Source organism: Streptosporangium sp. NPDC002721, assembly GCF_042888905.1.
Taxonomy (GTDB): Bacteria; Actinomycetota; Actinomycetes; order Streptosporangiales; family Streptosporangiaceae; genus Streptosporangium.
This window is the reverse complement of sequence record NZ_JBIAQI010000014.1, coordinates 216,332-236,234: the sequence shown is the minus strand read 5'-3', so window position 1 is coordinate 236,234 and position 19,903 is coordinate 216,332. Positions and strand designations below refer to the sequence as shown.

Genomic DNA, 19,903 nt, shown 5'->3' with positions numbered 1-19,903 from the left:
CGGTCCCGGAGGCCCCGGAGCCTCACTTGAGGTGGAGCGTCTTCATGGCCTTGAAGGCGGTCGCGAGGGTGTCGGCGTACTTCTCGTACGCCATGCCGAGGATCGGCTCGAAGCCCAGCCAGGACGCCTGGCTGGAGACGGTCTGTCCCTCGGTGTACTTCAGCAGCCCCTCGCTCCCGTGGCGCCGGCCGAGGCCCGAGGACTTCATGCCGCCCATGGGCGCGTCATAGGAGGCGTAGGCGGAGCCGTACCCCTCGTTGATGTTGACCGAGCCCGCCCTGATCCGGGAGGCCAGCGCCCGCCCGCGCGGCACGTCGCGGGTCCAGACCGAGGCGTTGAGGCCGTACGCGGTGTCGTTGGCCCGCTCGACCGCCTCGTCGTCGTCGCCGAAGCGGTAGATCGCGACGACGGGGCCGAAGGTCTCGGCCCGGCACAGGTCCATGGTCTCGTCGACGTCGGCCAGGACGGTCGGCTCGTAGAACAGCGGGCCGAGGTCGGGGCGCGCCCTCCCACCGGCGAGGACCCTGGCGCCCTTCGCGACGGCGTCGTCCACGTGGGCGCCGACCGCCTCCAGCTGCCGCCGGGAGGAGAGCGAGCCCATCTGCACGTTCCAGTCGAGTCCGGCGCCGAGCCTCATGTTGCCGACCTGCCGCACGAACCGCTCCACGAACGCGTCGTGCACGGAGTCGTGGACGTAGAGCCGTTCGACGGACAGGCACAGCTGCCCGGCGTTGGTGAAGCAGGCGCGCAGCGCGCCCTGGGTCGCCGCGTCCAGGTCGGCGTCGTCGAGCACGAGCATCGGGTTCTTGCCGCCGAGCTCCAGCGAGCAGCCGATCAGCCGCCTCGCCGCCCCCTCGGCGATCTTCCGGCCGCCCCTGGTGGAGCCGGTGAACGCCACGTAGTCGGCGCCGTCGAGCAGCGCCTCGCCCACCTCCTCGGGGTCGCCGAGCACGACCTGCCAGATCTCCCTGGGCATGCCGAGCGAGACCAGCAGGTCGATCGTCCACAACGTGGACAGCGCGGTCTGGGTGTCGGGCTTGTGCACCACGGCGTTCCCGGCGAGCAGCGCGGGGACGGCGTCGGTGACGCCGAGCGAGAGCGGGTAGTTCCACGGCGAGATCAGGGCCACCGTCCCCCGGGGCTGGCGTATCTCGACCGTCCTGGTGGCGACGGGCAGGATCCCGGCCCGCCTCCTCGGCTCCAGCAGGCCCGGGGCCCGCCGCGCGTGGTACAGGGTGCAGCCCGCGACGTCGAGGACCTCCTCGAAGGCGTGCCTGCGGGCCTTGCCGGTCTCCCACTGGACCACGTCGAGGATCTCCTCGCGGCGGTCGAGGATGGCGTCGTGCAGACGCATGAAGGGCTCGGCGCGCTCCCGCGCGGGCCTGGCCGCCCACGCCCGCTGTGCCTCCCGCGCCACGGCGTGGGCGGAACGGACGTCGTCGGCGGTGGAGACGGGCATCTCGGCGAGGACCTCGCCGGTGAACGGCGCCGTGATCTCCCGCGTCTTACCGTCGGAGGTCACGTGCCGCACGACGCGTTCGATCATGCGGGGAGCGAGGATCCGTGTCATCTCGGCCCGTGTCATTTCAGGGGGAACGGCCATGTTCGCAGCGTAATCGTGGGAGGCGTGCCGTGGCTACCGGCGGGTAGCGAGGTGTTGAACCACTTGTCCCCCCGATCCGTCGTAGGGGCATGAGGACATCGATCCGTACGGCCGGCGCGGTCACCCTCGCCGCCGCACTGCTCGCCACGGCGTGCACCTCGACGGGGACTCCGGCTGGGACTTCGACGGAGACGAGGACCGCCGGAGGTCGTACGACGGCACCGGTCGATCTGGGGAACGTCAAGCTGGTCTCCTACAGCGACTGCGACGACATGCTGGCCGGCCTGCGCGCGGCGACGGCGAAGAACGTCGGCCCCTGGGGCGTCGGCGGTCCCGTGGTCATGTACGCGGAGACGACGGCGCGTGCCGACGCCTCCGCCAAGAGCGCGACCGGCGCGCCCGAGCACTCCACCACGAACACGCACGAGGCCGGGGTCGACGAGCCCGATCTGGTGAAGACCGACGGCGACCGGGTGATCACCGTGAACCGCGGCGTGCTGCGGGTGGTGGACACCGCGACCAGGAAGGTCACCGGCACGCTGAAGCTCGTGAACCCCGAGCAGGCGTGGGCCCCGGCCGACCTGCTGCTCAGCGGCGACCGGGCGCTGGTGCTGTTCTCCGGCGGCGGGATCATCCCCTACGGCGCGACGGCCAAGCGCGCGGCGAGCCCGGGGCCGCGCTACGTCCTCGTCGACCTGTCCGGGAAGCCGAAGGTGATCGGCTCGCTCACTCCCGAGGGCGCCCACGTGGACGCCAGGATGGTCGGCTCGACCGTGCGGATCGTGGTCCGCAGCCAGCCGAGGATCGAGTTCCCCGACCCCGGGCCCGACCTGTCGGACAACGAGCGCACCCGGCGCAACGCGGAGATCGTCGCCAAGGCGCCGATCGAGGCGTGGCTGCCGAAGTACGAGCTGACGACCGCGGACGGCACGGCCTCGGACCGCACGGTCGACTGCGGGCAGGTCAGCCACCCCGCGGAGTACAGCGGGACGTCGATGCTGGCCGTGCACAGCCTCGACCTGTCGCGGGCGCTCGCCGAGACGGCCCCGATCGCCGTCGCGGCCGACGGCGACACCGTCTACGGGACGGGCACCAGCCTGTACGTGGCCAGCAACCCGCGCTGGTGGTGGCCCCGGCCGGTCGACCCGGTGATCGTCGACGACGCCCCGGCGACACCCGCTCCCACCCTCACCGTCACCGCCACTCCCGCCCCGGTGGCGCCCTCGCCGTCCGGGTCCGCGACCGTCACCCCCACTCCCGGGCCCTCGACGTTCATCCCCGCCGCCACCCCGGCGTCCGTGTCGAAGGCCGGTCAGGCGTCCGTCGCGCAGGCCGAACCGGCACCGAGCCTGCTCCCGGAGCCGCCCGCCTCACCGGTCCCGGACCCCACGACGACCGGCACCGCCCCCGCGACCCCCACGACCGAGACGACCCCGACGTCCGAGACGACCCCCACGGCCGAAGCGACCCCGACGAACGAGCTGATCCCTGAGCCTCCGCCGGAGGAGACCGAGATCCACCGGTTCGACATCACCGCGGCCGGGGCGCCCCGCTACGTCGCCTCGGGCAAGGTCCCCGGCAGGCTGCTCAACCAGTACTCCCTGTCGGAGCACGAGGGGCACCTGCGGATCGCCACCACCTCGACCGGCACGCGGGACACCTCGACCGGCTCCCCGACCGCCGCGCCGGACACCTCCAGCGCCGTCTACGTGCTCGACGCCGGCACCCTGGCCAGGACCGGCGAGGTCGGCGGCCTCGGACAGGGCGAGCGGATCTACTCGGTCCGCTTCATCGGCCCCGTCGGCTACGTGGTGACGTTCAGGCAGGTGGACCCGCTCTACACGCTCGACCTGCGCGACCCTCGGGCGCCCAGGAAGACGGGCGAGCTGAAGATCACCGGCTACTCGGCGTACCTGCACCCGGCGGGCGACGGGCGGCTGATCGGCGTGGGCCAGGAGGCGAGTGAGGAGGGCCGCACGCTCGGCACCCAGGTGTCCCTGTTCGACGTCAGTGACCCGGCCAATCCCCGCCGCCTGTCGCAGATGTTCCAGAAGGACTCGGGGTCGGAGGCCGAGTGGGACCCGCACGCCTTCCTGTACTGGGCGAAGACCGGGATGGCGGTCCTCCCGCTGAGCTCGTGGACGGGCACCGAGCCGACCAACGGCACCGCCCTGGTCCTCAAGATCGACGATTCCGCGGTCACCAGGACCGGAACGGTCGTCCATCCCGTGCCCAAGTCCTCGAACAACGGCCGCAGGGCGTGGTACGACCCGGGCATCCGCCGCTCGGTCGTCGTCGGCGACAGCCTGTGGACGGTCTCCGACCTCGGCCTGAAGGTGAGCGACATGAAGGACCTGTCCGACCAGGCCTGGATCCCGTTCTCCTGACCTTCCCGGACTCCCCCGTCAAAAGTTCCCGACCCGCCCTGACCTCGTCCGGCTCCCCGACCCGCGCCCCCGGCCCGACCGCCGGGGGCGCCCCCTTTAGCGCCCCCGACAGCGCTCTCCGGAACACCCTCTGGAACGCCCCATAACACCGACATATACACCTTTACAAGATCTTGTCATGACACTTGAATCGGTGTTACCTCTTGCGCAACGCACGTGATCCGCGTGTGGCGTGGCCGGCGACGGCCATCTTTCGCAGGAGGACCGGTGCCGACCAAACCCTGGTCACGCGTTACCGTCATCGCCGCCGCCGCCGCGGTGCTCGTCATTCCCTTACCGGGGGTCGCCCAGGGCGAACCCGGCGGGCAACCCCCCAAGGTCCACGACTTCCAGGCCGAACACGGCGCCAAGCCCGACCTGGACAACCGGCGCGGCAGCGTCGCACCCCCCGCCTCGCTCTCCAGGTCGGCGGCGGCGAGCGCCGCGACGATCCGGTGGAACAACCTCGGCACCCCGGCCGTCGTCACCGGCTCCGCCCCCCTCGCCGAGGGCCTGGACGCCGACCCCGAGCGGGCCGCGCGGGCCTACCTCAAGGCGAACGAGAGCCTCTTCGGCCTCTCCGGCGAGGCCGTGGACGCGCTGGAGAAGATCGCCGCCAACCCCATCGGCGACGGGTACGCCGTACTCCTGCGGCAGAGGTTCGGCGGCCTGCCCGCGGGCGTGGACGGCCAGGTCGTGGTCGGCGTGAAGGGCGGCAAGGTCCTGCACGTCACCTCGACCCTCTCGCGCTCCTCCGAGGCGCCTCCGGCGGCCAGGCTCACCGAGCGGCAGGCGCTGGAGATCGCGGCGAGGGACGGCGGGATCGACCTGGCCACGGCCACCGTCAAGAAGGCCACCGCCACCGCGGTGCCCGCGCCCGACGGGACGCACAACGCGTTCCAGATCACTCTGATCGGCGGCGGCGAGGGCGAGCCCGCCGCGTACACGACGCACGTGGACGCGGTCAGCGGCGAGATCCTGACCCGCGAGAACCTGGTCGACCACCACAGCGCGCCGGACGACCCCAGGTGGAAGGGGTTCACCGCCAACCCCCCGGCCGACTACTCCTCCACCGACACCCGCGCGACCTGGTGCGCCAAGCCCGGTCCCGGCTGCGACGTCGTCGGGGCCGACCCGGGCACCGGCAAGGCGTGGGACGTGGACCACGCCACGGACGCCCCGACGAACACGAGCGTCGGCAACGCCGCCAAGACCGTGGAGAACCGCGCCAGCGGCGACGCGTTCTCGGTGGGCACCCGCAGCAACGTGGCCACGCCGAGCCGCGACTACCTCTACCCGTGGACCAACAAGTGGTACACGGCCAAGTGTGACCCGGCCGTCCTCGACCAGCCCGGCGAGGCCGACCTCGAAGCCGCCATCTCCAACCTGCACGTCATGCACAACCGCATGCACGACTGGTCCTACCGGCTCGGCTTCACCGAGACCGCCTGGAACATGCAGAACGACAACGGCGAGCGCGGCGGCCTCGGCGGCGACCCCGAGCAGGGCAACGCCCAGGCGGGCGCCCGGGTGCTCAGCGTGCGCGACAACGCCAACCAGATCACCGGCCCCGACGGGGTCGCGCCCATCACCAACATGTACATGTGGCAGCCGATCGCGGGCTCGTTCTACTCGCCCTGCGTGGACGGCGACTACGACATGTCGGTGATCGGGCACGAGTACACCCACGCGATCTCCGGCCGCATGGTCGGCGGCCCGAACGCCGGATGGAGCGGCGCCCAGGCCGGGGCGATGAACGAGAGCACCTCCGACCTGTTCGCGATGGAGTACCTCGCCGAGTACGGCTACCGCCCCGCGGGCGACACCCCGTACGTCACCGGCGGCTACGTCACCGGGGACAGGAAGGCGGGCATCCGCAACTACGACATGTCCAAGTCCCCGCTGAACTACAGCGGCATCGGGTACGACATCGTCGGCCAGCAGGTGCACGCCGACGGCGAGATCTGGTCCGCGACCCAGTACGACGTGCGCAAGGCCTTCGTGCAGAAGTACGGCCAGGGCACCCCGGCCAGGCAGAAGGCGTGCGCCGACGGCACGACCCCGCTCGCGCAGTGCCCCGGCAACCGCCGCTGGGCGCAGGTCTCCTTCGACGCGCTGCTGCTGATGGCCTCCGGCGCGGTCAGCTACGTCGACCACCGCGACGCGCTGCTCGCGGCCGACGCCATCCGCTTCGGCGGCGCGAACCAGGCCGTCATGTGGCGCGCCTTCGCCGAGCACGGCCTCGGCCAGGGCGCGGCGAGCGTCGGGGGCAACGACCCCGACCCGACGCCGAGCTTCGTCGACCCGGCCGGCAGGAACGGGAAGATCCAGCTCAAGCCGCTGCTCGACTCCAAGGACGCCGCGCTGCGGCTGTACGTCGGCGACTACGAGGCCCGCGTGGTCCCGGTGGCCGACACCGACCCGGCGACCCCGCTCGGCGACACCGTCGAGATGACCCCCGGGATCTACGACTTCGTGGTCGCGGGCAACGGGTTCGGGCACACCCGGGTGAAGTTCGCGGTGCTGCCCGGCGTGAAGCTGCCGCTGCCGCTCGCGCTGCCGCGCAACCTCGCCTCGGCGGCACTGGGCGCCACCGCGGCCGGTGACGGGGCCAACCAGGCCAAGCTGATCGACGAGACGGAGGCGACGAACTGGGCCTCCCTCACCGGGCCGGTCAAGGGCAAGGCCGTCACCGTGGACCTGGCCGGGACCGAGCCGGAGAAGATCCGCCGGGTGCAGGTCAGCGCCCTGCTCCGGCCCCCGACCCCCGCCGACCCGGCCGACCCCGGCAGCCAGAACCGCTTCAGCGCCCTGCGCGCCTTCGAGGTCCTGGCCTGTGACGCGACCAAGAAGGACTGCTCCTCCCCCGCGTCCTTCTCGGTCGTCTACACCAGCCCGTCCGACGCCTTCGACACCCGCAGGCCGCGTCCTCGCGGCGCCGACCTGATCGTCGAGTCCTTCAAGATCCCCACGACCACCGCGACCCACCTGACCCTGCGGGCCGTCTCCACCCAGTGCACCGGCAACCCGGTCTACGCCGGTGAGCAGGACGCCGACCCCAACTCCGCCACCGACTGCGCCACCGCCAGCCCCGCCAGGGACCACCTGCGCGCGGCCGAGTTCCAGGCCTTCACCCGCTAGTTCCCCCGAGACGCCCTGCCGGGTCCCTTTCGAGGGACCCGGCAGGCCCTCCGGAGCCCCGTCAGTCCCTCCGGAGGAGTCCCCGGGTCCCGAGTTTCTCGGGACCCGGGGACTTTCCGTGTCCGGCCCGGCGCAGCCGGGCGCCCGGCTGCGCCGACCGGCAGACCCGGCGCGAGACCGGGCCGACGGGCCGGCTAGACCGGGTTCGTCTCGGGACTGGCCACCGGAACGATCTCCGGGGCGCCGAGGCGGATGGCGTCGGCCTCCTGGTCGGTGTCCTGCTCCTGGGAGAGCCGCTCGGACTCCACGCGCTTGGTGTAGTACTCCACCTCGCGCTTGACCTGCTCGGCGTCCCAGCCCAGCGGCTCGGCGAGCAGCCGGGCCGTCTCCTCGACCACGCCCAGGCCCCGGTGGAAGGTCTCGATCGAGATGTGCGTACGCCGGGTCAGCACGTCGTTCACGTGCCGGGCGCCCTCGTGGGTCGCCGCGTAGACCACCTCGGCCCGGAGGTAGTCGTCGGCCCCCGTCAGCGGCTTGGCCAGCGACGGGTCCCGCTCGATCAGCGCCAGCACCTCGTCGATCATCGACCCGTACCGCTGGAGCAGGTGCTCGATCCTGGCCACGTGCAGCCCGGAGGACTGGGCCAGCCGCTGCCGGGAGTTCCACATCGCCTGGTAGCCCTCGGCCCCGACCAGCGGGACCCGGTCGGTGCAGGAGGGCGGGACCCGCTGGTCCAGGCCGTGCGCCACGGCGTCGACCGCATCCTTCGCCATAACACGATATGTCGTGTATTTTCCCCCGGCCACCATGACCAGCCCCGGAACCGGATGGGCCACCACGTGCTCGCGGGAGAGCTTGGACGTCTCCTCCGACTCCCCCGACAGCAGCGGGCGCAGCCCGGCGTAGACGCCCTCGACGTCCTCGCGGGTGAGCGGGACCGAGAGCACCTCGTTCACGTGGTCGAGGACGTAGTCGATGTCCGACCGGGAGGCCGCCGGATGGGCCCGGTCCAGCTTCCAGGCGGTGTCGGTGGTGCCGATGATCCAGTGACGGCCCCAGGGGATGACGAAGAGCACCGACTTCTCGGTGCGCAGGATGATCCCGGTGAGGGAGTGGATCCGGTCGCGCGGCACCACCAAGTGGATCCCCTTGGAGGCGCGTACATGGATCTGCCCGCGCCCGCCGACCATCTCCTGGACGTCGTCCGTCCACACCCCGGTGGCGTTGACCACCTGGCGGGCCCGTACCTCCAGCTCCCTGCCCCCCTCCAGGTCCCGCACCCGGACCCCGGTGACCCGCTCCCCCTCGCGCAGGAAACCCACCACCTGCGCCCGCGAGGCGACGTTGGCCCCGTACATGGCCGCCGTCCGCAGGGTGGTCATCACGTGGCGGGCGTCGTCGACCTGGGCGTCCCAGTACTGCACCGCGCCGGAGAACGCCGTCTTGCGCAGCGCGGGCGCGAGCCGCAACGCCCTCTTGCGCGACAGGTGCCGGTGGCCGGGCACTCCCCGGGCGAGGCCGGTGGAGAAGCCCATCGTGTCGTACAGCACCAGTCCCGCGCCGACGTAGGGCCGCTCCCAGCCGTAATGCGTCAGCGGGAACAGGAAGGGCACCGGCCGCACCAGGTGCGGGGCGATCCGCTGCAGCAGCAGGGCCCGCTCCTGGAGCGCCTCCCTGACCAGATCGAAGTTGAGCTGTTCCAGGTAGCGCAGGCCGCCGTGGATCAGTTTGGACGACCTGGAGGAGGTCCCCGAGGCGAAGTCCCGCGCCTCCAGCAGCCCGACCGACAAGCCTCGGGTCGCCGCGTCCAGCGCGACTCCCGCTCCGACGACCCCGCCTCCGATCACCACCACGTCGAGTTCCTCGGCGCTCATCTGCGCCAGTGCGGCGGACCGCTCGGCAGGACCGAGCCGTCCGGTGCCCATTCGCGCCGTCATTGTGCAACCCCCTGGGGTGCGGCTTGTCGCCTTACGTGAGGTATCTACCCATCTACCCTAGGCACCATTACCGACCGGTAGGAAACGGCGACGGTGATTCACGCCATACCCCCGTGAACAGCGGGAAGACAACGGGAGGCCAAAGGAGGGGCAATCCACGGGAACCCCTCGCCGGGGAAGGGCGAGAGACCGGGGAACGGCCCGTCCGGGTTCTCGGCAACGCCCCCACTACAAGATCCAGGATTCTCATGTGAGATCCCGGTCACGGGAGTGCCGGGAGCCGGTTCTCCCGGTGACCCGCGAGGATGGGGAGCATGAGCATCACACTCGCCGACGCCCGCGTCGTGACCCCCGAAGGTGTCCACGAAGGCTGGCTCACCATCGAAGACGGCCGCATCACCCACGTGGGCCAGGGCTCGGCCCCCGGCGCCGGGCTCGGTCTCGCCGGCCGGTACGTCGTACCGGGTTTCGTCGACATCCACAACCACGGCGGGGCGGGCGGCTCCTTCCCCACCGGCGACCCGGACCAGGCGAGCCGGGCCGTCGACCTGCACGCCCGCCACGGCACCACCACGCTCATGGCCAGCCTGGTCACCGCGTCCCCGGACGACCTGGCCAGGGCCGCCTCCTCCCTCGCCGACCTGTGCGAGGACGGCCTGCTGGCCGGGATCCACTTCGAGGGCCCCTACATCTCCGCCGCCCGGTGCGGGGCGCACAACCCGGCGCTGCTGCGCGACCCCTCGCCCGGGGAGCTCTCCGGGCTGCTCAAGGCCGGGCGCGGCCACGTGCGGATGATCACCATCGCCGCCGAGCTGCCCGGCGCGCTGGACACCGTACGGGAGGCGACGGCCAACGGCGTGATCGCCGCCCTCGGCCACAGCGACGCCACCTACGAGCAGACGATCTCCGGCATCGAGGCGGGCGGCAGCGTCGCCACCCACCTCTACAACGCGATGCCGCCGCTGCACCACCGCGACCCCGGGCCGATCGCCGCGCTGCTCCAGGACGAGCGCGTCACGGTCGAGCTGATCAACGACGGCGTGCACCTGCACCCGGCGATGACGCGCCTGGCCTTCGAGGTCGCGGGCCCCGGCAGGACCGCGCTGATCACCGACGCCATGTCGGCGGCGGGCGCCGGCGACGGCGTCTACGGGCTCGGCCCGATGACCGTGAACGTCGTGGACGGGGTGGCCCGGCTCGCCGAGGGCGGCAGCATCGCGGGCAGCACCCTCACCATGGACGTCGCCTTCCGGCGCGCGGTGCGCGAGGTGGGCCTGTCGCTCTCCGAGGCGTCCGAGATCGCCTCCCTCACCCCCGCGCGGGTCCTCGGTCTCGCCGACCGCCTGGGGTCCGTCGCGGTCGGCAAGCGGGCCGACCTGGTGGTGCTCACCGACGACCTGGAGGTCTCCGGCGTCATGCGCGGGGGCACCTGGATCACCGAGCCCCGCTGAGCCCCCGAAACGGGCGCGGGCGGGTCAGTCCCAGTCCCAGCGGATGCCGACCAGGCCGGGTTCCAGCGACCCGGCCACCAGGTGCACGGCGTTGTGGGCGTTGAGGGAGAGCTCGCCGAGTTCCTCTTCCCCGAAGCCGGAGCCGGAGCCGGGACCAGGGCCGGGACCAGGGCCGGAGCCGAGGCCAGGGCCGGGATCGGAGCCGGTACCGGAGCCGTGCCGGGCGAACCGCTGGACGCGCACCGGCAGGGCCTCCGCCGTGAAGTTCACCCGGAGCACGTACTGCCCGGCCGGGTGCCGGAAGCCCCGCTCGTACTCGACGGTCTCCACGCCGCTCGGGTCGGCCAGCTCGTAGCGGATGATCTGCGTCTCGCCGGGCCGCAGCACCTTGTCGAACAAAAGCTCCGCCACGACCAGGGCGGTCGGGCGGTCGCGGCGGACCCGGCCGACCCGGCAGTCCTCCAGGGCCCGGACGCGCACGCGCTCCACGTCGCATCCCAGGTCGCCCCGGTAGACCATGAGGTAGCGGTCGGTGGCCTCCTCGTGCGCCTGCACCACCTGGAGCGTCTCGCGCCGCACGGTGCTGCGGTCGGGGCCGATCTGCAGCGTCTCGTACATCCCGGCGATGTGCAGGCGCCGGTCGTCGGCCACCCCGTCCAGATCGTGGATCATCGCCGACAGCGTCCGGGAGGATTCCATGATCGCGGAGTAGGGCAGGGCGCCCACCGGCGGCTTCCCCGCGTCCCGCCCGCGCGGCCGGGGCGGGCCGAGAAGGGCCATCAGGGAGCGCGGCGGCAGGACGAGGATCTCCTCCAGGGCGCGTACGGCACGCAGCGACTCGGGGCGCTCAGGACGGCGCAGACCCTGTTGCCAGTAGCTCAGGCTCGTCATCCCGACCCGGAGGCCGCGTTCCCCGAGATGCTGGCGGAGCCCGCTCAGGGTCAGCCCGCGGGTCTCCACCGCGGCACGTAACGCGACATGGAACGGCCCTTCCTTGAGGGCGACCCGGAGCTCCCGATCATTTGGCACGTGTGAATGCTCACAGATTTCTTCGAGCACGTCATTTCGGTTATCGCCGGCGCGGGAGCTCCCGGGGAAGGGACCCGAGTGGGCCCTCACCCCTCGAAACGTCAGCTGACCTGCGGGGCGACGACGACCTCGACCCGCTGGAACTCCTTGAGATCGGAGTATCCGGCGGTGGCCATCGTGCGCTTGAGCGCGCCCATCAGGTTCATCGAGCCGTCGGCCACCGAGGAGGGGCCGTGCAGGATCTGCTCCAGCGTGCCGACCGTGCCGAACTCGACCCGCTTGCCCCTGGGCAGCTCGGGGTGCTGCGCCTCCGAACCCCAGTGGAAGCCCCGGCCGGGAGCCTCGACGGCCCTCGCCAGCGGCGAGCCGACCATGACCGCGTCCGCGCCCACCGCGATCGCCTTGGCGATGTCGCCGGAGGTGCCCATGCCGCCGTCGGCGATGACGTGGACGTACCGGCCGCCCGACTCGTCCATGTAGTCGCGGCGGGCCGCGGCCACGTCGGAGATCGCGGTGGCCATCGGCACCACCACGCCCAGCACCGTGCGGGTGGTGTGCGAGGCGCCGCCGCCGAAGCCGACGAGCACCCCGGCCGCGCCGGTCCGCATCAGGTGCAGCGCCGCGGTGTAGGTGGCGCACCCCCCGACGACCACGGGGACGTCGAGCTCGTAGATGAACTGCTTGAGGTTGAGCGGCTCGGCCCTGCCGGAGACGTGCTCGGCGGAGACCGTGGTGCCGCGGATCACGAAGATGTCTACGCCCGCGTCGATGACGGCCTTGTGGTACTGGACCGTGCGCTGCGGGGAGAGCCGGACGGCCGTCGCCACCCCGGCGGCGCGGATCTCCTCGATGCGGCGGCCGATCAGCTCCTCCTTGATCGGCGCGTCGTAGATCTGCTGCAACCGCTTCGTGGCGGGCTCGCCCTTGAGCTCGGCGACCTCCTCCAGCAGCGGCATCGGGTCGTCGTAGCGGGTCCACAGCCCTTCGAGGTCGAGCACGGCGAGACCGCCGAGCCTGCCGACCTCGATCGCGGTCCTCGGCGAGACCACGCTGTCCATCGGGCTCACCACGACGGGCAGCTCGAAGCGGTAGGCGTCGATCTGCCAGGCGATCGAGACCTCCTCCGGGTCGCGGGTGCGACGGGACGGAACGATGCCGATCTCGTCGAGCGCGTAGGCACGACGGCCGTTCTTGCCGCGGCCGATCTCCACCTGAGTCATATGCCTGTCTTTCCCGTTCCGTGCGTGCACAGCGCACGCCGCGTTCCGTGCGTGCGCCATGCACGCCGCGTTCCATGCGGTACGGCCGTGCGCGCGGCGTCCCGGGCGCGCACGGCGCACGCCACGTTCTGCCGCGTGCCCGGCGCGGGCCGCTCTAACGACCGTGGTAGTTGGGGGCCTCGACCGTCATCTGGATGTCGTGCGGGTGGCTCTCCTTGAGGCCGGCCGCCGTGATCGGCATCAGCTCGCACCGGACGTGCATGTCGGCGACCGTACGGCACCCGGAGTACCACATGCCCTGGCGCAGGCCGCCGATGAGCTGGTGGGCCACCGCGGCGACCGGGCCGCGGTAGGGGACCTGCCCCTCGATGCCCTCGGGGATGAACTTGTCCTCGTTGCCGACGTCGCCCTGGGCGTAGCGGTCCTTGCTGAAGGAGGCCCCGCCGCGCTCGCGGTTGCGGACCGCGCCGAGCGAGCCCATGCCCCGGTACGACTTGAACTGCTTGCCGTTGATGAAGATCAGCTCACCCGGGGACTCCTCGCAGCCCGCCAGCAGGGAGCCGAGCATGACCGTGTCGGCCCCGGCCGCGATGGCCTTGACGATGTCGCCCGAGTACTGCAGGCCGCCGTCGCCGATCACCGGGACCCCGGCCGGACCGGCGGCGAGCGAGGCCTCGTGGATCGCCGTCACCTGCGGGGCGCCGACACCGGCGACCACGCGGGTGGTGCAGATGGAGCCGGGCCCGACTCCGACCTTGACCGCGTCGACCCCGGCGTCGACCAGCATCTGGGCGCCCGCGCGGGTGGCGATGTTGCCGCCGATCACGTCGACCCGGCTGTTGGACTTGATCTTGGCGATCATGTCGGCGAGGCCCTTGGAGTGGCCGTGCGCGACGTCCACCACGATCACGTCGACCCCGGCCTCGATCAGCGCGATCGCCCGCTTCTCGGCGTCGCCGCCGACGCCGACGGCCGCCCCCACGACGAGCCGGCCGTCGGCGTCCTTGGTGGCGAGGGGGTACTGCTCGCTCTTGGTGAAGTCCTTGACCGTGATGAGCCCGCGCAGCCGCCCCCCGGCGTCGACCAGCGGGAGCTTCTCGATCTTGTTCTGCTTGAGCAGGGCGAACGCGTCGTCGGTGGACACCCCGACCGGCGCGGTGACCAGCGGCATCGGGGTCATGACGTCGCGTACCGGACGGTTGTGGTCGGTCTCGAAGCGCATGTCGCGGTTGGTGACGATGCCGACCAGCACGCCGGTCTCGTCGGTCACCGGGACGCCGGAGATCCGGTACGTCGCGCACAGGCGCTCGACGTCGGCCAGCGTGTCGTCCGGGGAGCAGGTGACCGGGTTGGTGACCATCCCGGCCTCGGAGCGCTTGACGAGGTCGGCCTGCTGGGCCTGGTCCTCGATCGACAGGTTGCGGTGCAGGACGCCGATGCCGCCCTGGCGCGCCATCGCCACCGCCATGCGGGCCTCGGTCACCGTGTCCATCGCCGCGGAGACCAGCGGGATCCGCAGGGTGATGCCGCGCGACAGCCGCGTGGTGGTGTCGGCCTGCCCCGGCTGCAGGTCCGAATACGCGGGAACGAGGAGCACGTCGTCGAACGTGAGCCCCGGCTCGGTGAACTTGGCCATCTGCAACCCTCCTGCCGCGGCGCTCTCATGACGGGGAAAGGCGCCGACCCCCGGGTCACAGTTTAGAGTCTGGCGCCAAACCCGGTGGACCCGGGGGAAATCCGGGACGCAAAGGTCCTCCTGGGCTTCCCCGCGGACAGGCGGGCCCCGGGGAGCCCGGGGGGAAGACGGGCCCCCGAGGGCCCGGGGAGAAGGGGGAAAAGCGGAGGACCGAGCGGTCGGTGACCCGCTCGGTCCTCCGGATCACCGGCATCGGCGCGGAGATGCCGTGACGCCAACCGAACCCCCCTCCGCATCCGGCTGGCGGCGTGATCCGCGCCTTCTGCCGACGCTGCGTCAAGAGTGCGTCACGATGCGTTCGTCTCGCAATGGTCAAACGTGCAATTGCACGAAGCTGCACACGGCGGCATGCGAGTAGGAGCAACGCCCGGACAGGGATGATTCGCCGGGTTATCCTCGCCAGATCTCGTGTCACGTGCAGGAGTCCCTCGCTGATGAGTACCCACACCCCCACCCTTCCCGACCCGCTGGAGACGCTGGGGCTCACCCCGGCCCAGACGGTCCTCTACAACGCGGTCCTGCGCCTGCACCGCGCCACCTGCGCCGATCTGGCCCAGGCCACCAACCGCTCGCCCGAGCCGCTCGCCCGCGAGCTGGCCACCCTGGTGCGGCTGGGCGTCGTCGACGAGCAGGGGGGCGAGTACCTCGCCCGCCACCCGGCCGCGGCCCTCGGCCACCTGATCGCGGAGAGGCTGGACCGGCTCGCCGCCGAGAGCCGCAGGATCGACACCGTGCTCGGCTCGATCCGCGGCTTCATCCACCAGTACGACGCCGGGCGCGACTACCAGACCGGCCAGTTCTCCGTGGACCTGGTCGGGGGCGCCGACGAGCTGTACGAGAGCGTGATCGGCATGGCCGTCCAGGCCCCGCCGCTGAAACTGCTGTCGGGCATCCCCGACCGGCGGACGATGAGCGACTTCGCGCACCGCTACGCCGACCAGTGGATCGACGCCCAGCGCGACGGACTGCTCTCCTGCCGGTTCGCCATCCCGGTCCACACCCTGGAGATCCCCGGCCTGCGCGACAAGCTGGACCGGTTCGAGCGGGCCGGGGCCGAGGTGCGCACCTTCGACACGCTGCCCAGCTGGTTCCTCGTCGCGGGCGACGACGCCGCGGGCATGCCCGCCCAGTGGGGCGGCGCGCTCGCCGAGAACGCCTACAACTTCCACCTGGTCAGGGCTCCGGTCGTGGTGGCCGCGCTGAGCTCGCTCTTCGAGGAGCTGTGGGCCCGCGGGGCCCGCCTGCCCTGGACCCACCGCGACGACGGGGTGGTCCGGGTGCTGCGGCTGGCCGCCCAGGGGGTGTCCGACGAGATGATCGCCCGCCAGCTGGGCGTCTCGGTCCGCACGGTGCGCGCCAGGTTCGCCGACGCCATGGCCGAGCTGGGTGCGCAGTCCCGGTTCCAGGCGGGGGTGGAGGCCTCCCGGCGGGGCTGGCTCGCCCGGGGCCCCGAGCCGGTTCCGCGCCCCTGACCTGCCCGTGCCGCCCGGAAGCGTCCTACTCGTGCAGTTCGGAACCTGTCTGTCACATCCAGGCCATAAGGTGGGATCGTGCTCGACGATGTCCCTCGCGACCCGTTCGCGGATGACCCCGACGACCCGGCGGCGGCGCTGGGCGATCCCGACGATCCCGAGCCGCTGACGACGGACGAGCGCGACGAGGCCATGACCGACCTCGCCGACGTGGAGGTCTTCCGCTCACTGCTGGAGCCTCAGGGGGTGCTCGGCCTGGTGCTCGACTGTCCCGAGTGCGGGGAGCAGCACTACTTCGACTGGGAGCTGCTGCGCGGCAACCTGCGCCAGATGATCGAGAACGGCCAGCCCCAGGTGCACGAGCCCGCCTACCAGCCCAACCCCACCGACTACGTGAGCTGGGAGTACGCCCGTGGTTACGTGGACGGCGTGATCGACACCGAAGAACACCGCTGATCCACGTCGCCGGTCAGGGCCGCCAGCAGGGCGACCGCGGCGTCCGAGGTGGGGACGGACCTCCGGGCGGAGAGCGCCTCCACGAGCTCCTCGGTCTCGGCTACCGCCGGGTCCTCGTCCGGCCCGTATCTCCGAGCCGGACGTCGCGGGTGAACCGTTGTCATGATCGTTCTCGCTCCGGGTCGTCGCGAGCCCCGTCCCGCGGTTCGGGCTTGCGCTCGCGCCCCCTGCTCGACGGCTGCGCGGTCAAGCTATCGACTCCAGCTCCGCCATCGCTCGTAGCCGGGCCAGCGCCCTGTGCTGGGCCACACGAACCGCACCTGGTGACATGCCAAGTACATTACCGGTCTCCTCGGCGGAAAGGCCCGACACCACTCGAAGCATGAGCAGCTCGCGCTGGTTGTCCGGCAGCCGCGACAGCAGCCGGCGGGCGTGTTCGGCCTCGATGTAACGCACCACGGTCTCCTCCGGCCCCGGACCCTCGTCGGGCCCGTCAGGAAGGTCCTGGGTGGGCACGGCGGATCGTACGGAGCTGCGCAGCGCGTCGGCCACCTTGTGAGACGCGATGCCGAAGACGAAGGACGCGAACGGGCGTCCCATGTCACGGTAGCGGGGCAGTGCGGACAGCACCGCTATGCATACTTCCTGGGCCACGTCGTCCGCGATGTGATACTGACCGGAAACCCGGCCCAGACGACCACGGCAATATCGGACGACCATCGGCCGCAGTTGCGCGATCAGAGATTCGATCGCGGTGCGATCCCCCTGAACGGCGAGGCTCGTCAGATCCTTGAGATCATCCCTGTGGGCGACCCCATCAGACCTCGTCGCAAGCCTCACCCCATTTTTGGCGTCGGCGACGCATCCCTCGGTCACGTTAGGCATGATGCCCGCCCTGGTAGTGACTGTCGTCATCGCAAACGGCTACGGATTGGTCACATTGAGGCGGAGATAACGGGGCGTAATCGAGCGGTGACGACATCGACTACAGAATGTGCAAATATTTCATTCGATTGCCAAATACGTCGGCTATTCGTTAGAACCGCGTTTGGTCTTCTGTCCAGCGTGACGCCTGAGATCGTTTTTGGTTTACCGCGAAACGCGAACGGCTCGCGCCTCCTGGGAGACGCGAGCCGTTCGGAACCGTTGTTCGATCAGCGGCCGATCGGAGGCCGCGATCGATCAGTGGCCGATCAGTGGCCGATCAGTGGCCGTGACCGTGGCCGTGACCGCCGCCGGCGGCGGCCGGGGCCTCCTCCTCGGGCTTGTCCACCACGAGGGCCTCGGTCGTCAGCAGCATGCCGGCGATGGAGGCGGCGTTCTGGACGGCCGAGCGGGTGACCTTGACCGGGTCGATGACGCCCTGGCCGATCAGGTCGCCGTACTCGCCGGTGGCGGCGTTGAAGCCCTGGCCGACGGGCAGCTCGGTGACCTTCGACGTCACGACGTAGCCCTCGAGGCCGGCGTTCTCCGCGATCCAGCGGGCCGGCTCGACGAGCGCCTTGCGGACGATGGAGACGCCGGTCGCCTCGTCACCGGTCAGGCCCAGGTCGTCGAGGACCTTGGCGACGTGGATGAGCGCGGAGCCACCGCCGGAGACGATGCCCTCCTCGATCGCCGCGCGCGTCGCCGAGATGGCGTCCTCAAGGCGGTGCTTCTTCTCCTTGAGCTCCACCTCGGTGGCCGCGCCGACCTTGAGCACGCAGACGCCGCCGGAGAGCTTGGCGAGGCGCTCCTGGAGCTTCTCGCGGTCCCAGTCGGAGTCGGACTGCTCGATGGCGAGCTTGATCTCCTTGACGCGGTCGGCGATCGCCGAGGCCTCGCCGGCACCGTCGACGACGGTGGTGGAGTCCTTGGTGATGACGACGCGCCGGGCGGTGCCCAGCACCTCCAGGCCGACGTGCTCCAGCTTGAGGCCGATCTCCTCGCTGACGACCTGGCCACCGGTGAGGATGGCGATGTCCTGCAGCATGGCCTTGCGGCGGTCGCCGAAGCCCGGCGCCTTGACGGCGACGGAGGTGAAGGTGCCACGGATCTTGTTCGTGACGAGGACCGCGAGGGCCTCGCCCTCGACGTCCTCGGCGATGACCAGCAGGGCCTTCTTCGTCTGCGCGATCTTCTCGAGCAGCGGAAGGAAGTCGGAGACCGAGGCGATCTTGCCCTGGGTGATCAGGATGTAGGGGTCCTCCAGGATGGCTTCCATGCGCTCCTGGTCGGTCACCATGTAGGGCGACAGGTAACCCTTGTCGAACTGGAGACCCTCGGTGAACTCGAGCTCCAGGCCCATGCTGTTGGACTCTTCGACGGTGATGACACCGTCCTTGCCCACCTTGTCGAACGCCTCGGCGATCAGCTCGCCGATCCTGGCGTCCTGCGCGGAGATCGTCGCGACGTTCGCGATCTCCTTCTTGTCCTCGACCGGGCGGGCCGACTCGATGAGCCGGTCGCTGACGGCCTTGGCCGCGAGGTCGATGCCGCGCTTGAGGGAGAGCGGCTGCGCTCCGGCGGCCACGTTGCGCAGGCCCTCGCGGACCATGGCCTGGGCCAGGACGGTCGCGGTGGTGGTGCCGTCACCGGCGACGTCGTTGGTCTTGGTCGCCACTTCCTTGGCCAGCTGGGCGCCAAGGTTCTCGTACGGCGTCTCCAGCTCGACCTCGCGGGCGATGGTGACACCGTCGTTGGTGATGGTGGGCGCACCGAACTTCTTGTCGATGACGACGTTGCGGCCACGCGGGCCCAGCGTCACCTTGACCGCGTCCGCGAGAGCGTTCACGCCGCGCTCGAGAGCTCGGCGCGCGTCCTCCTCGAACGACAGGGTCTTCGGCATGACAATCCTCTCTATAAGTACGTCGGCGCATCAAAGCCCCGGGCGCTGTCGCGACCCGGGGCTCGATACGTCATCTTTGTGAAGTTGAGAATTACTTCTCGATGATGGCGAGCACGTCACGGGCGGAGAGCACGAGGTACTCCTCGCCGTTGTACTTCACCTCGGTGCCGCCGTACTTGCTGTAGAGGACCACGTCGCCCTCGCTGACGTCGAGCGGAATGCGCTTCTCGCCTTCCTCATCCCAGTTGCCGGGACCCACCGCGAGGACCTTGCCCTCCTGCGGCTTCTCCTTGGCGGTGTCCGGGATGACCAGACCGGAAGCGGTGGTCTGCTCGGCCTCAAGCGGCTGGACCACAATGCGGTCGCCGAGCGGCTTAACGGGAACCTTGGTGGCGGTCGTCACGTCGGACCTCCCCTTCAGATGTGAACGATCTAGAAGAGGCGACCAGCGGTCTGCCGTCGCGGGTGTCAGACCTGCCTCGTCGCATGTATTTGGCACTCTCACCGGGAGAGTGCCAATACGGAACAGTATGCAAGGTGGCCTTGACAGTCAACACGAAGCACCCCTTCTGCGCTTCACGCGAACGTCAAGCCAGGTGGAAGCCCCTCGCGAAGCCCTGCGGATGAGGCGGTAGCGTCGGCTGG

13 protein-coding genes are annotated in these 19,903 nt (G+C 70.9%); 5 read left to right on the top strand and 8 right to left on the bottom strand.

Annotated features, from left to right (window positions below; translation table 11 throughout):
- Nucleotides 1-22: 22 nt before the first annotated feature.
- Entirely contained in the window at nucleotides 23-1,546 is a 1,524-nt protein-coding gene (locus ACFYWM_RS21975) for a succinic semialdehyde dehydrogenase (RefSeq protein WP_389917291.1), read from the bottom strand.
- A 146-nt stretch (nucleotides 1,547-1,692) separates the two neighbouring features.
- On the opposite strand from ACFYWM_RS21975, the gene ACFYWM_RS21970 reads away from it, so the two are divergent.
- Together ACFYWM_RS21970 and ACFYWM_RS21965 are read left to right on the top strand one after the other, a co-directional pair.
- Nucleotides 1,693-3,990 (top strand): beta-propeller domain-containing protein, encoded by a 2,298-nt coding sequence (locus ACFYWM_RS21970; RefSeq protein ID WP_389917290.1) that lies wholly within the window; start codon nucleotides 1,693-1,695, stop codon nucleotides 3,988-3,990.
- Between the two features lie 267 nt (nucleotides 3,991-4,257).
- A complete protein-coding gene (locus ACFYWM_RS21965) occupies nucleotides 4,258-7,170 on the top strand; it encodes a M36 family metallopeptidase (protein WP_389917289.1) in 2,913 nt (970 codons plus the stop codon).
- A 194-nt stretch (nucleotides 7,171-7,364) separates the two neighbouring features.
- On the opposite strand, the gene ACFYWM_RS21960 is transcribed toward ACFYWM_RS21965, so the two are convergent.
- Nucleotides 7,365-9,095, bottom strand: coding sequence for a glycerol-3-phosphate dehydrogenase/oxidase (locus tag ACFYWM_RS21960; RefSeq protein ID WP_389917288.1), 1,731 nt, complete (start codon nucleotides 9,093-9,095; stop codon nucleotides 7,365-7,367).
- A gap of 326 nt (nucleotides 9,096-9,421) precedes the next feature.
- Between ACFYWM_RS21960 and nagA the strand changes: the two genes are divergently transcribed.
- Nucleotides 9,422-10,558 carry an N-acetylglucosamine-6-phosphate deacetylase gene (nagA, locus tag ACFYWM_RS21955; protein ID WP_389917287.1) on the top strand — a complete coding sequence of 379 codons (1,137 nt, stop codon included), beginning with the start codon at nucleotides 9,422-9,424 and terminating at the stop codon, nucleotides 10,556-10,558.
- A gap of 24 nt (nucleotides 10,559-10,582) precedes the next feature.
- Here nagA and ACFYWM_RS21950 read toward each other — a convergent pair whose 3' ends face one another.
- The 3 genes from ACFYWM_RS21950 to guaB form a co-directional block, all read right to left on the bottom strand.
- Nucleotides 10,583-11,587, bottom strand: a complete 1,005-nt coding sequence (locus ACFYWM_RS21950) for a hypothetical protein (protein ID WP_389917286.1) — start codon at nucleotides 11,585-11,587, stop codon at nucleotides 10,583-10,585.
- A gap of 101 nt (nucleotides 11,588-11,688) precedes the next feature.
- Nucleotides 11,689-12,807: a GuaB3 family IMP dehydrogenase-related protein gene (locus ACFYWM_RS21945; RefSeq protein WP_389917285.1), complete on the bottom strand. Its 1,119-nt coding sequence runs from the start codon at nucleotides 12,805-12,807 to the stop codon at nucleotides 11,689-11,691.
- 154 nt (nucleotides 12,808-12,961) lie between these two features.
- Complete coding sequence (gene guaB / locus ACFYWM_RS21940) at nucleotides 12,962-14,443, bottom strand: IMP dehydrogenase (protein ID WP_389917284.1); 1,482 nt, start codon at nucleotides 14,441-14,443, stop codon at nucleotides 12,962-12,964.
- Nucleotides 14,444-14,937: 494 nt separating this feature from the next.
- Here guaB and ACFYWM_RS21935 point away from each other — a divergent pair, with 494 nt between their 5' ends.
- Nucleotides 14,938-15,975, top strand: a complete 1,038-nt coding sequence (locus ACFYWM_RS21935) for a LuxR C-terminal-related transcriptional regulator (RefSeq protein ID WP_389917283.1) — start codon at nucleotides 14,938-14,940, stop codon at nucleotides 15,973-15,975.
- A 78-nt stretch (nucleotides 15,976-16,053) separates the two neighbouring features.
- Complete coding sequence (locus ACFYWM_RS21930; RefSeq protein WP_326635634.1) at nucleotides 16,054-16,431, top strand: DUF5319 family protein; 378 nt, start codon at nucleotides 16,054-16,056, stop codon at nucleotides 16,429-16,431.
- Nucleotides 16,432-16,677: 246 nt separating this feature from the next.
- Here ACFYWM_RS21930 and ACFYWM_RS21925 read toward each other — a convergent pair whose 3' ends face one another.
- From ACFYWM_RS21925 to groES, 3 genes are all read right to left on the bottom strand, one after another.
- Entirely contained in the window at nucleotides 16,678-17,316 is a 639-nt protein-coding gene (locus ACFYWM_RS21925; protein ID WP_329090055.1) for a sigma-70 family RNA polymerase sigma factor, read from the bottom strand.
- 319 nt (nucleotides 17,317-17,635) lie between these two features.
- Nucleotides 17,636-19,258 carry a chaperonin GroEL gene (groL, locus tag ACFYWM_RS21920; RefSeq protein WP_389917282.1) on the bottom strand — a complete coding sequence of 541 codons (1,623 nt, stop codon included), beginning with the start codon at nucleotides 19,256-19,258 and terminating at the stop codon, nucleotides 17,636-17,638.
- Between the two features lie 91 nt (nucleotides 19,259-19,349).
- Nucleotides 19,350-19,661: a co-chaperone GroES gene (gene groES / locus ACFYWM_RS21915; RefSeq protein ID WP_329090052.1), complete on the bottom strand. Its 312-nt coding sequence runs from the start codon at nucleotides 19,659-19,661 to the stop codon at nucleotides 19,350-19,352.
- Nucleotides 19,662-19,903 lie beyond the last annotated feature (242 nt).